Genomic DNA, 12,641 nt, shown 5'->3' with positions numbered 1-12,641 from the left:
GTTCGTCAGCCTTCACAGCAATGCCGCCGCCGGGGGCGGCTGGTCCTCTGCCAAAGGGTGGAGCGTCTATCTCTACGGCCCCGGCGGCGACCGGGAGCGGGCGGCTCAGGACATCCTGGAGCAGGTGCGGGCGGCGGGCATCGCCGTGCGATCCACGCCGATTGTGTACGATCCGGAGCTCTATGTGCTGAAGCACACAAAGGCCCCGGCCGTCCTGCTGGAAAACGGCTTCCACACCAACCGGGAGGAGGCTGCCCTGCTGGGGCAGGCCGACTACCGCCAGAAGCTGGCGGTGGCAGAGGCCAAGGGAATTCTGGAGTATTTGGGCATCCCCTGGGTGGAGACCGAAGAAGAGACGGACTACCAGGCAGAAGCCAGGGCCGCCGTGGACTGGCTGACGGAAAACGGCATCATGCAGGGAAATGCGGAGGGAGACCTGATGTTGGACCAGCCGCTGACCCGCCGACAGTTCGCCGTACTGGAGTACCGGATCGCCAAGCTGGAAGGATTTGTCTGAGCACAGGCCCCGTATGAATATGCGGGGCCTGTATTTTCTTTGGGTAAATCGACGAAATTCGACATTGTTCGGCAATTTTTTTCCAAAAGTGAATTTTTATTCGTGTTAAAAATTTGGAAGATAATGTAAAATCCTCCGTAGAAGGAGGGTTTGCTATGCAAAAATATCAAAAAAAAAAGACACATTCAGGAAAAGAGCCCCTTTTGGAGAGAGCGGAGACTGGCGGGACTTTCCCAGGAAAAGGCTGCGGAACGCCTGGGAATTTCCACACGGACACTGCAAAAGTATGAGCGGGGAAAAGCGCAGCCCAGGTTCGACATGGTTGTCCGCATGGCAGAGATTTACGGCTGTGACCTCTATGCGTTTCTCTGCTCCCGGAGGGCAGGCGGCATGACCGGCTACCGGTATGCGCCGGTGCGCGTCCGCAGCTTCCGACCAGACTGTTCTTGTGTGTATGGCATTCTGGTCCGGAAGCTGGAGGGGGAACGGACGGTGGCGCTGACCGTCATCCCCGGGCTGTCGCCGGACAAAGAGGCGGTCCACCGCTTTGCGGAGTGGTGCGGCCGGGAACAGTTGGACCCCGCCCGTCTGCCGGAGGCCATCCGGGCCGCATTCCCGGACACCGTCAAGACTCCGTGAGAGCGAGCACCCCCGCCGGAGAGTTCCCGGCGGGGGCGCTTCTGTCTCAGATTTTACAGCCGGGACGCAAAGTCGGCCATGGCCTCGGAGATCTTCAGTTGCTGAGGACAGACCGCCTCGCAGCTGCGGCAGCCGATGCAGGCGCTGGGCCACTTGTCCTGCGGCAGAGCAGAGAGGGCCATGGGGGCCAAGAAGCCGCCGCCGGTGAAGGCATGCTCGTTGTACAGCGCCAGCAGGGAGGGGATATCCAGCCCCTGAGGACAGTGGCTGACGCAGTAGTGGCAGGCGGTGCAGGGAAGGGCGGTCTTGCTGACCATGCGCTGGGCCTGGGCCAGCAGGCGGTCCATCTCCCTGCTGCTGAGGGGAACCCCCATCTGGAAAGTGGCGATGTTGGCCTTCACCTGCTCCAGGTCGGACATGCCGGAGAGAATCATGGTGACGCTGGGAATGGACTGCAGAAACCGGAAGGCCCAGGCCGGGATGGGTTCCTCGGGGCGCATGGCCCTCAGGGGGGCGGCCTCCTCGTCGGAAAGGCGGGCCAGGCGGCCGCCCCGCAGGGGCTCCATGACCCAGACGGGAATGTGCCAGCTATCCAGTAGCTCCACCTTTTCGCGGCCGTTCTGGAAGGTCCAGTCGATGTAGTTCAGCTGCAGCTGACAGAACTCCATATCCTTGCCGTAGGCGTCCAGAAACCGCTTCAGCACAGGCAGGTTCCCGTGGCAGGAGAAGCCCAGGTGGCGGATACGGCCGCGCCGCTTCTGCTCCATCAGATAGTCGTGGATGCCGTACTGCGGGTCCAGATAGGCGTCGATGTTCATCTCACAGACGTTGTGGAAGAGATAGAAATCAAAATAGTCCACCCGGCACTTTTTCAGCTGCTCCTCAAAAATCTCCTGCACCTTGGGCATGTTGGACAGGTCGTAACCGGGGAACTTGTCGGCAATGTAAAATTTTTCCCGGGGATGTTTGGCCAGGGCCTTACCCAGGGCAATCTCTGAGTTGCCGTTGTGATACCCCCAGGCGGTGTCGTAGTAGTTGACGCCGTTGGCCATGGCGCAATCCACCATCTCCTCCGCGGCGGCCTCGTCCACCACGGCGTCGTTGCCGCCCACCACAGGCAGGCGCATACAGCCCATGCCCAGAGCGGACAGCTTCAGGTCCTGAAAGTCCTTGTAAATCATCACGATTTCTCCTTTTCAGATTTAGGAAGGGGATACTGCCTTCTCCGGGAGACGAGGTGCCTCCACAGTGGGGAAGTCCCCGGCCCGCCCTTGGGCGGAATCCCTCTATGAAAAGGATAGCACTTGGAGCGCACTCCAAGTCAAGAGGGGAAATCCTGCTTTTAGAAAGTCTTTTGTCCGGCCGAAGAAAAAGGCCCGCCGCCCTGTTCCGGGGCGACGGGCCGGAGTCACACCGGCTGCAGGTAGCCGGTGACGATGCCTAGCAGGGCGGACAGCAGGATGATGACGATGGGATGGAGCTTCTTGTGGGTCAGGACCGCCATCAGGGCGAAGATGGCCAGAGAGCAGACCAGGGGATACGCCGTCACCGCTGCCAATCCCTCCGGCAGGAACACCGTCTGCCCCACCGAGACCACCGCGGCGCCGATCATGCCGATCACAGCCGGACGCAGTCCGCCCATGGCGCCGCTGACGATGGCGCTGGAGCGGAAGGCGGCGTAGAACCGGGCCACCAGCAGGATGATGAGGAAGGAGGGCAGCACCACCCCCAGCGTGGCGCAGAAGGCGCCGGGCAGGCCCGCCAGCTCCGCCCCCACATAGGTGGAGACGTTCACCGCAAAGGGGCCCGGCGTACTCTCGCTGACGGCGATGAAGTTCACCAATTCTTTCGCCGTCATCCAGCCCTTGGCCTGGACATCCGCCTGGATGAGCGGCAGCATGGCATAACCGCCGCCGATGGTGAACAGGCCGATCTTGAAGAAGGTCAAAAACAGCTCCAGATACAGCATCACACAGCCCTCCTTTTCGCCATGCGGGCGGAGAGCAGCCCCACCGTCGCACTGGCCAGGATCACCAGCACCGCATCCATGCCGCAGAAGGCCGTCAGCACAAAGGCACCCGCCATGACGGCATAGGAAACAGCGCCCTTGGGGCTCTGCCGGTACATGGACAGCAGTGCCTTCAAAAGCAGGGCCAATACGCCGGCCCGGATGCCGTTGAAGGCGTATTGGACCACCGCCAGGTCCGAGAACTGCCGCAGCACAAAGGAGACAACGTAGATCACCAGGAAGGAGGGCAGCACCACGCCCAGCGTGGCGCAGAAGGCGCCGAGGGTGCCGCATACCTGATATCCTACGAAGGTGGCGGTGTTGATGGCAATGGGGCCCGGTGTGGACTCGGCAATGGCGACAATGTCCAGAATGTCCCGGTCCTCCAGCCAGCGGCGGCGTTCCGTCACCTCACGCTGGATCAGGGGGATCATGGCATAGCCTCCGCCAAAGGTGAAGGCGCCGATTTTGGAAAAAGTCCCGAACAGCTGACGGGCTTTGGTCAGATCTGTGGGCATGGAAACCGCTCCTTTCGCGCTCTTGGATTTCTCCCCCAGCGTACGCTTTTTCGTGACATTCATCAATCTATATGATAAGATAAAAAGCATAATAAAATAATTATGAATAGGGGGGAGTGCCGTGACGCTGCGGCATCTGGAGATCTTTTCCGCCGTCTGCGCCCAGGAGAGCTTCACCCGGGCGGCGGAGCAGCTGAATATGGCACAGCCGGCGGTGAGCCTGGCCATCCGGGAGCTGGAGGTGTTTTACAACGTGCGGCTGTTCGAGCGGATGAACCGCCGGGTCTATCTGACAGAGGCAGGGCGTACGCTGCGGCAGTATGCGGACACCGTGCTGTCCCAGTTTCAGGAATCGGTGGAGGTCCTGCGGGAGAGCGGCACCCAGGGGGCCTGCCGCTTCGGCGTCCACGTGACGCTGGGCGAGACCCGCCTTGCGGGTATCCTGGCGCATCTGGCAGAGGCGCTGCCTGAGATCACGGTCCGGGCCAGTATTCACAACTCCAGGGAGACAGAGCGGATGATCCTGCAGAACGAACTGGATTTTGCCGTAGTGGACAATGTCACCGTCTCGCCCCACTACCTGGTGGAGCCCCTGTGCGGTGAGGAGCTGGCGGCAGTGTGCGCCCCCGGCTATCTGGAGGGAAAGAACTCCCTGACTCTGGCGGAGCTGGCGGAAGAGCGGCTGCTGTTGCGGGAGCGGGGCAGCGGCACCCGGAACAGTGTGGATGCCGGCCTGCAGGGAGCGGGCGCCACGGCGCAGCCGGTAGTGGAGAGCGTCAGCACCGCTGCCCTGCTGGCCTGCGCCCGGGCGGGGCTTGGGATCACGCTGCTGCCCCGGTCTCTGGTGGTGACGGACCTGGAGCGGGGGGACCTTCGGGAGCTGGCTGTGGAGGACGGCGGGTTTCACAGGAGCTATTTCCTGGTGCGCCACCGCAGCAAGTATCTGACGGACGGCATGAAGCGGGTGATCCGAGTGCTGCGGGAACACCTGGGCGGAGAGCAGCCGTGAGGTGGAAAGACCCTGCCGAAAGACACGGCGCCCCGGCGGAATCTGGGCGGTTCCACGCAGCGTTTGTTGTGGGAGCGGGCCGGATTTGATATACTGGCCCCAGGTGATGAAGTGTGGATCGGACAAAGACCGGGGCGCTGATCGCAGCAGCCCGGAAAGAACAGAATATGACCCAGAAGGAGCTGGCCGCGGCCTTGCATGTGTCGGACCGGGCGGTCTCCAAATGGGAGCGGGGCGCCGGGTTCCCGGACATCTCCCTGCTGGAGCCTCTGGCGGATACTTTGGGGCTGGGCGTGCTGGATCTGCTGCGGGGGGAGCGGGGGACAGTGCCGGAGCCGGAGCCGACGATCCGGCAGGCCCTGGCCTTTCTGGCCCGGCAGGCAAAGGAGCGGACCCGGAGAAAGTGGAGTCAGGTGCTGGGCGGCACCTGTGCTTTGCTGATGGCGGGCTTTGTCCTCTTTGCAATTCTGGACCGGGCCGGGGTGTTCCTTCAGGAGATCTCTTTGGAAGTGCCGGCCACCGTATATAGTGCGGAAGGGGTGTCGGCCGGGGAGACGACAGTTGCCATAGATGGTTCGGTGAAAATTCTGGGAGACCGCTCTTTTGAGGGGCAGTTTGCTATCCACGAAGTGGAAACTACCTACCGGGAGGGTGTCCATGCGAACATCCGGTGGGATGCCATGTGGACAGGCGCCCAGGACATCCTGTTCTACCGGGCGGGGGAATTCTGCACGCTGGGGGTGGAGCGGATGCTCTACATCACAGAGAATATGCAGTCCTTTGGCCTTCGGCTGGAGGATGGGACCATCATTACCACGGATGAGGCCTATGTGCCGCTGTTGATGTCCGGCTACTACTATTCCATCCGCCCGATTTTCTCCAATCAATTCTGAAACGGCCGCACAGCCGATGATTTTGCAAAAGAGCAAAAAAAGCCCGGACGCTGAACAGACGTCCGGGCTTTTAGCAGTCCCCTTTTACGCCAATTTATCGGCCAACCGCTTGGCGATCTCGTCCAAAAATTCCTCACTGTCCACACCGCGGGCCTGGAAGCCGGGCTCTACCAGCCCCAGCAGATCTTTTGTCATCACGCCGTCTTTCAGCGTCTCCAGGGAGGCATCCTCCAGCGCTTGGCCGAACTGCACCAGCTCCGGCAGACCGTCCAGCTCGCCACGCCGCTTCAAACCGCCGGACCAGGCGAAGATGGTGGCGATGGGGTTGGTGGAGGTCTTCTCCCCCTTCAGGTACTTGTAGTAGTGCCGGGTGACGGTGCCGTGGGACGCCTCGAACTCCATGGTGCCGTCCGGAGATACCAGCACGGAGGTCATCATGGCAAGACTGCCGAAGGCGGTGGCCACCATGTCGCTCATCACGTCGCCGTCGTAGTTTTTCAGCGCCCAGATGAAGCCGCCCCTGGAGCGGATCACCCGCGCCACCGCGTCATCGATGAGCGTGTAGAAGTAGGTGAGGCCCAGCCTTTCAAACTCCACCTTGTAGGTGGTCTCATACTCCTCCTCGAAGATCCGTTTGAACTCTCCGTCGTAGACCTTGGAGATGGTGTCCTTGGTGGAGAACCACAAGTCCTGCCGCTGATTGATGGCGTACTGGAAGCAGCTGCGGGCAAAGGCACGGATGCTCTTCTCCGTGTTGTGCTGGCCCTGCCACACGGCGGGACCGCTGACCGTCTGAACGGTGAGGGTCTTCTCCGCGCCGCTCTCGCCCTTGAAGGTGAGGGTGGCGGTGCCCGGCTCCTCGGTCACCATGTCCACAGCCTTGTACATATCGCCGTAGGCGTGGCGGGCGATGGTGATGGGCGCCTCCCAGTTCTTCACAACCGGGTGGATCATGGGCAGGACAATGGGCGCCCGGAAGGCGGTGCCGTCCAAAATCGCCCGGATGGTGCCGTTGGGGCTCTTCCACATCTCCGTCAGCTGGGGGTACTCCTCCATCCGCTGGCGGTTGGGGGTGATGGTGGCGCACTTCACCGCCACGCCCAGGCGCTTGGTGGCGTTGGCGGCGTCGATGGTCACCTGGTCCCGCGTCTCGTTCCGATGGAGCAGGCCCAGGTCATAGTACTCCGTTTTCAGGTCCACGAAGGGCAGGATCAGCTTTTCCTTGATCCAGGCCCACAGAACCCGGGTCATCTCATCGCCGTCCATCTCCACCAGGGGGGTGGTCATCTTGATTTTATCCATGGTCTCAACCTCGCCAATCATTAGAAATTTCGGAGCCCGGCGCAGCCGGACCACTTTGAATCATTTTCGCCAGGGCACCCTCCAGAGGGGCCTCTCTCGCCCCTCCGGGGCAATTCCCCTTCTGTGCCTGCCGAAAATGCTTTGACCTAGCCGCCCTGGGCGGTGCCTCCAGTGACCGATGTCACTGGGAAACAGCCAAAACGCCGCCTGTGGCGGAAAAGTGAGGCTGTTTCGAGACAGCGGCACGATTGACGGCCCAGACAGGGCCGGGAATCATAATGCTGCAACGGCAGAGGCAAATGGGGGATCTGAAGAGGGGAGGAAGTCCCCTCTTTAATTACGCTTGGCGTAATAGTTCATCAGGCATCCGTCGAGAATGATTTCCTTCTCATCGTCCGTCAGGCCTTTCACATGGAGCATCAGGTCCTCTACGGCGCCGTCCGTCCTGATGACCCTAGCCGGGATATCCTCAATGCCGTTCTCAATGGCCTGGCGGATGCCGGGGACGAACACACAGTCGCCGGGGGCGTAGTCAAAGGACGTGTCCGCGTCCAGCGTGAAGGGCAGGATTCCCCAGTTGATGCAGTTGGAGCGATACCGCTTGGTGGCGAACTCATAGCAGATGTTGGCAAAGCCCCCCAGCACCTTCTGGCAAGAGGCCGCCTGTTCCCGGGCGGAGCCGTCGCCGGGCTTGTTGGCAAAGACACAGGAGCCGAACTGAGTGGTTTTCACCAGCGCGGAGCCGTCGCCCACCTTGTCCAGAATGGCGGTGAGCTTCTCCGGGGCGTCCCCCCCCAGCCGTTCCGCCTCAATCTCCGCCACGGCCTTGGCCCGGCCCACGTAGGCAGGCTCCCGGCGGGACAGGGTGAACTCCGCCAGCCGCAGGGGGTTGGACCGGTAGGAGGAGGTCTCGCCGGAGGGGATCAGCTCGTCGGTGGTAGTGACGGGATCGTGGAGCACCGCCGCCAGCTCCACCAGCAGATTTTCCGCCAGGGGCTGCATCTTCGGCCAGTCCGTGATGTTGGGGCCCATCACCAGCTCCACGCTGGGATCCGCCTTGCCGAAGCCGTAGTACAGCCGCCGGTCATAGACGCCCTTGTCGAAGTGGTAGTCGTGGTGGACGGAGGTGTAATCGATGTCTGTGGCGGCGGTGATCCGGCCGCCGTTGGCCGCCGTGGCGGCAATGGAGCGGGCGTCCATCAGGCACACGCCGGCGAACTGGCCCTCCGCGGGCTTGGATCCCTCCCGGTTGGGGAAGTTCCGGGTGGTGTGCCGCAGGCTCAAGCCGTTGTTGGCAGGCACGTCTCCCGCGCCGAAGCAGGGGCCGCAGAAACTGGGCTTGATGACGGCGCCGGTCTCCAGCAGGTCCGCCGTGGCACCGATCTTCGTCAGCTCCAGACTGACGGGGACACTGGTGGGGTATATGTCCAGAGTGAAGGCACCGTTGCCGGTGGAGCCGCCCCGGAGGATGTCCGCCGCCTCGGTAATGTTGTCGAAGAGGCCGCCGGCGCATCCGGCGATGACACCCTGATCCGCCCAGACGCCGCCGTCACGGATTTTGTCCGTGAGCTTCACATGGGCCTTAGGATACCGCTTCTGGGCGTCCGCCTCCACAGCCGCCAGGATGTCGGCGGCGTTCTCCAGAAACTCATGGATGGTCCAGGCATTGGATGGGTGGAAGGGCAGGGCGATCATGGGCTCGACCTTGGAGAGGTCGATCTCGATGTACTTGTCGTAGTAGGCTCCGTCCGCCGGGTGCAGCTCCCGGTAATCCTCCGGCCGCTGGTGGGCGCGGTAGAAGCCCTCCGTCACGCCGTCCGTCTCCCAAATGGAGGAGAGGCAGGTGGTCTCGGTGGTCATCACGTCGATGCCATTGCGGTAGTCGATGGGGAGAGCTGCAATACCGGGGCCGCAGAACTCCAAAACGCAGTTATTGACGAAGCCGCTTGCAAAGGTGGCCTTCACCAGGGCAATGGCCACGTCGTGGGGCCCCACGCCCCGGCGGGGCGCGCCGGTGAGGTACACCAGCACCACCTTGGGATAGTTGATGTCCCAGGTGTTCTTCAGCAGTTGCTTGGCCAGCTCCGGGCCGCCCTCGCCCACGGCCATGGTGCCGAGAGCCCCGTACCGGGTATGGGAATCGGAGCCCAGGATCATGGTGCCGCCCTTTGCCATCTGCTCTCTTGCATAGGAGTGGATGACGGACTGGTTGGCAGGCACGTAGATACCGCCGTACTTTTTCGCGGCAGAGAGGCCGAAGACATGGTCATCCTCATTGATAGTGCCGCCCACGGCACACAGGCTGTTGTGGCAGTTGGTAAGCGCATAGGGGATGGGAAACTCCTTCATGCCGGAGGCCCGGGCCTGCTGGATAATGCCCACATAGGTGATGTCGTGGGACACCATGGCGTCAAAGCGGATCTGCAGGTGCTCCGGATCGCCGGAGATGTTGTGGGCCTGGAGAATGGACCAGGCCATGGTCCGTTTCCGCCCCTCCTCCGGAGAGACCGGGCCGGCAGCAGCGGGGACGCCGCCCGCCAGGAACACGCCGTTGTTATGAAGTGTGATCATATCAAGAGACCTCCTGTGTGTCACGGGGGAGCCGTGTTTCTCCCACCCAATATACCATATCACCGTCCGGATGAAAAGTCATTTTGCAGGAAAAAGCCCCGCTTCCTGCAAATTCGGAGGAGTCGCCAAGAAAACGCCCCCGGGAGAAGCGGTGCGGGGACATTTTGCAGAGCTCATGGACTCAACGGAGCGTTGCTTGCGTTTCAGCGGAATTTCGGGTATCCTGTGGGAGAGGTGAGAAGAGATGCATGACCAAGACACCGGGACGCTGCTCCGGCGCCTGCGCCTGGAGCGGGGGTGGACCCAGCGGCAGGCGGCGGAACTGCTGGGCGTCAGCGCTCAGGCCGTCAGCAAGTGGGAGCGGGGCCAGGGCTGCCCGGACGTGGGGATGCTGCCGCGCCTTGCGAAGATTTTTGGCGTCAGCGTGGAGGGAATTCTGGACGGAGACCTGCTTCCGGCGGCGCCGGATGGAGGAAATATGAAAAAAATACAGTTTTACGTGTGCCCGGACTGCGGCAACATTCTGACAGCTGCGGCGGGAGGGCAGCTTGCCTGCTGCGGCCGGCGGCTGGAGCCCCTGGAGGTCCGGTCCGCAGATCCGGATCACGCCGTAACGGTCCAGGAGGTGGAGGAGGACTGGTATGTCACCTTCCGCCACCCCATGGACAAGGGGCACTATATCCGCTTTGCCGCCTGTGTGACACCGGACCGGCTGCTGCTGGCGCGGCTGTATCCGGAACAGGGCAGCGAGTTCCGCATCCCCCAGCTGCGGGGCGGGGCGAAGCTGTACCTTTGCTGCTCCCGCCACGGGCTGTTCCAGGCGAAGCTGCCGTGAGATGCAAAAGAGAGGACCGTCTTTGACGGTCCTCTCTTTTGACAGGTCAGTTCGCTCAAATGGTGGATTTGGAGGAGCTGCGGCGGGCCATGAACCACACGAACACGGCCACAGCGGCGCAGATAAGGGCACGCCAGCCCCAGCTGCCCAGACCCACCAGCAGGATCACCAGAATCAGCATGGGCAGGATGAACTGGAAGTAGATCTTGAACCTGGGGGACATCCCCAGGCCGGTGCCCTTGTTGGCTTCCGCCAGATACTTGTCAAAGCCCCAGCCCCACTTGCTGACGCAGAACAGCAGATAGATCAGGGAGCCGATGGGCAGCAGCAGATTGCTCACCAGGAAGTCCTCGATATCCAGGATCTGGCCGGTGGCGCCGCTGGGCAGGGACGCCTCGAAATACCAGAGATTGTAACCCAGCACACAGGGCATGCTGGCCAAGAGGATGAAGATTCCGCAGACGATGGTGGCTTTTTTCCGGGACCAGCCGAAGTTGTCCATGCAGCTGGCCATAATGTTCTCGAACACCGCCAGCACCGTGGTAAAGCTGGCGAAGGTCAGGAACAGGAAGAACAGGGCGCCCCACAGCCGGCCGCCGGTCATGCTGACGAACACCCGTGGCAGGGTCATAAAAATCAGGGATGGTCCCTGGCCGGGTTCCAGACCAAAGCTGAAGCAGGCGGGGAAGATGATCATGCCGGACATCAAGGCCACAAAGGTGTCCAGGCAGCAGATCCGCACGGCCTCGCCGGGCAGGCGGTTGGCGTCGGACATATAGCTGCCGAAGATTTCCATGGCGGCGATGCCCAGGCTCAGGGTAAAGAAGGACTGGTTCATGGCGGCCACGATCACATTGCCGATGCCGACCTCCGCGGCCCGCTCAAAGTCCGGCACCAGATAGAATTTCACGCCCTCCATAGCGCCGTCCAGGGTCAGGCTGTTGATGGCCAGAATGACGATCAGTGCCAGCAGGCAGATCATCATCCACTTGCTGATCCGCTCCAGCCCCTTCTGCAGGCCGAAGCTGCACACGATGAAGCCCGCCAGCACGATGATTACCATATAGAGCGTCATCTCGCCGGGATTGGCCAGCATATCGGTCCAGACTGTGTCTACATCAGAGGGCTGCATGCCGCTGAAGGTGCCGGAGGCGAACTTGAAGCAGTAGCCCAGCATCCAGCCGGAGACCGTGGTGTAGTACATCATCAGCAGGCAGCACCCGATTACGCACAGCCAGCCGTGGATGTGCCAGCGGCTGCCCTTGGGCTCCAGGGCCTTGTAGCCCAGCACGGCGCTCTTGCGGCTGGCACGGCCCACCGCCAGCTCCATGGTCAGAATGGGAACCCCCATGATGACCAGGGAGATGATGTAGAACAACACGAATACGCCGCCGCCGTTGACACCGGTGACGTAGGGGAATTTCCACACATTGCCGATGCCGATGGCGCAGCCGGCGCTTACCAGAATGAATCCCAGCCGGGATCGGAAATTTTCGCGACTCAAACTTCTCTCTCCTTCTCTTTTTCACATTCGCCGAAAAATTCGGCGGACAGACATTCCATATCTTAAACCGGATGAAAAGAGAAGTCAACATTCTTTTCCCCCCAGGGGAAGGTCTTGCGGCCCGGCGCGGTGTCTGCTATGATGATAAAAAGGAGGAGATCATAATGAACATCCTGATCGTTGTGGATATGCAGAACGACTTTGTGTCCGGGGCCCTGGGGACACCGGAGGCGCGTCGGATCGTGCCTGCTGTGGCGGAGCGGGTGGCCACGGGCATTCGCCGGGGGGAGCGGATTTTCTTCACCCGGGACACCCATGGGGCGGACTATCTCCATACCCGGGAGGGGCGGAACCTGCCTGTACCCCACTGCATCCGGGGGACCGAGGGCTGGGAGATCGTCGAGCAGCTCCGGCCTGCCAGCGCAGGACAGGCCATTCTGGACAAGCCCTCCTTCGGCAGCGCGGAGCTGGGGCGTCTGCTGGCGGAGGAGAATGAAAAGGAACTCATTGAAAAGGTGACGCTGATCGGCCTCTGCACCGACATCTGCGTGATTTCCAACGCCTTGCTGGTGAAGGCGTTCCTGCCGGAGGCAGAGGTAGCGGTGGATGCCGCCTGCTGCGCAGGTGTCACCCCGGAGAGCCATCGGACCGCGCTTGCGGCCATGAAGAGCTGCCAGATCACCGTGGAACAAGAGGCGTTGCCCTTGTAATGATTTCAACGGAATTTGTGGCTGTTTTGCGATGATTTCCCGGATTTTTTGCGGTTTGCTGAGAAAAAGGGGGGGATCGTATGCGTAGATGCCGATTCGCCTGCGTCGGGGCGCTGCTACTGGCCCTGCTGCTGA

General features: G+C 61.8%; 12 protein-coding genes. 6 read left to right on the top strand and 6 right to left on the bottom strand.

The window, feature by feature from the left end; genetic code table 11:
• Together QVE23_RS06790 and QVE23_RS06785 are read left to right on the top strand one after the other, a co-directional pair.
• Positions 1 to 517 (top strand): N-acetylmuramoyl-L-alanine amidase family protein (locus tag QVE23_RS06790; protein WP_287967810.1); only part of this gene is annotated, 517 nt, incomplete at its 5' end.
• A gap of 150 nt (positions 518 to 667) precedes the next feature.
• A complete protein-coding gene (locus QVE23_RS06785) occupies positions 668 to 1,156 on the top strand; it encodes a helix-turn-helix domain-containing protein (protein WP_273481857.1) in 489 nt (162 codons plus the stop codon).
• A 53-nt stretch (positions 1,157 to 1,209) separates the two neighbouring features.
• Here QVE23_RS06785 and QVE23_RS06780 read toward each other — a convergent pair whose 3' ends face one another.
• From QVE23_RS06780 to QVE23_RS06770, 3 genes are all read right to left on the bottom strand, one after another.
• On the bottom strand, positions 1,210 to 2,337 hold the full coding sequence (locus tag QVE23_RS06780) for an aldo/keto reductase (protein WP_119311347.1): 1,128 nt from the start codon (positions 2,335 to 2,337) through the stop codon (positions 1,210 to 1,212).
• A gap of 227 nt (positions 2,338 to 2,564) precedes the next feature.
• The gene (locus QVE23_RS06775) at positions 2,565 to 3,125 is read right to left on the bottom strand and encodes a chromate transporter (RefSeq protein ID WP_287967809.1); all 561 of its coding nucleotides are present in this window, start codon (positions 3,123 to 3,125) and stop codon (positions 2,565 to 2,567) included.
• Entirely contained in the window at positions 3,125 to 3,682 is a 558-nt protein-coding gene (locus QVE23_RS06770; RefSeq protein ID WP_287967808.1) for a chromate transporter, read from the bottom strand. The genes QVE23_RS06775 and QVE23_RS06770 overlap by 1 nt, the downstream gene beginning before the upstream one ends.
• 121 nt (positions 3,683 to 3,803) lie before the next feature.
• On the opposite strand from QVE23_RS06770, the gene QVE23_RS06765 reads away from it, so the two are divergent.
• Positions 3,804 to 4,691 carry a LysR family transcriptional regulator gene (locus QVE23_RS06765; RefSeq protein ID WP_287967807.1) on the top strand — a complete coding sequence of 296 codons (888 nt, stop codon included), beginning with the start codon at positions 3,804 to 3,806 and terminating at the stop codon, positions 4,689 to 4,691.
• Positions 4,692 to 4,804: 113 nt separating this feature from the next.
• Positions 4,805 to 5,584, top strand: coding sequence for a helix-turn-helix domain-containing protein (locus QVE23_RS06760; protein WP_287967092.1), 780 nt, complete (start codon positions 4,805 to 4,807; stop codon positions 5,582 to 5,584).
• Between the two features lie 84 nt (positions 5,585 to 5,668).
• Here the strand turns inward: QVE23_RS06760 and QVE23_RS06755 are convergent, their stop codons facing one another.
• Together QVE23_RS06755 and QVE23_RS06750 are read right to left on the bottom strand one after the other, a co-directional pair.
• Entirely contained in the window at positions 5,669 to 6,886 is a 1,218-nt protein-coding gene (locus QVE23_RS06755) for an NADP-dependent isocitrate dehydrogenase (RefSeq protein ID WP_287967806.1), read from the bottom strand.
• A gap of 333 nt (positions 6,887 to 7,219) precedes the next feature.
• Positions 7,220 to 9,457: a hydratase gene (locus QVE23_RS06750; protein ID WP_021751563.1), complete on the bottom strand. Its 2,238-nt coding sequence runs from the start codon at positions 9,455 to 9,457 to the stop codon at positions 7,220 to 7,222.
• A gap of 244 nt (positions 9,458 to 9,701) precedes the next feature.
• On the opposite strand from QVE23_RS06750, the gene QVE23_RS06745 reads away from it, so the two are divergent.
• Positions 9,702 to 10,292, top strand: coding sequence for a helix-turn-helix domain-containing protein (locus QVE23_RS06745; protein ID WP_273481863.1), 591 nt, complete (start codon positions 9,702 to 9,704; stop codon positions 10,290 to 10,292).
• A gap of 55 nt (positions 10,293 to 10,347) precedes the next feature.
• Here the strand turns inward: QVE23_RS06745 and QVE23_RS06740 are convergent, their stop codons facing one another.
• Positions 10,348 to 11,796, bottom strand: coding sequence for a sodium-dependent transporter (locus tag QVE23_RS06740; protein ID WP_021751566.1), 1,449 nt, complete (start codon positions 11,794 to 11,796; stop codon positions 10,348 to 10,350).
• A 164-nt stretch (positions 11,797 to 11,960) separates the two neighbouring features.
• Between QVE23_RS06740 and QVE23_RS06735 the strand changes: the two genes are divergently transcribed.
• Positions 11,961 to 12,506, top strand: a complete 546-nt coding sequence (locus tag QVE23_RS06735) for a cysteine hydrolase family protein (protein ID WP_287967805.1) — start codon at positions 11,961 to 11,963, stop codon at positions 12,504 to 12,506.
• Positions 12,507 to 12,641 lie beyond the last annotated feature (135 nt).

Origin of the sequence: Oscillibacter sp. KLE 1728, from assembly GCF_934833455.1 — a bacterium.
Classification (GTDB): Bacteria; Bacillota; Clostridia; order Oscillospirales; family Oscillospiraceae; genus Oscillibacter; species Oscillibacter welbionis.
This window is presented reverse-complemented; position numbering and strand designations above follow the sequence as displayed.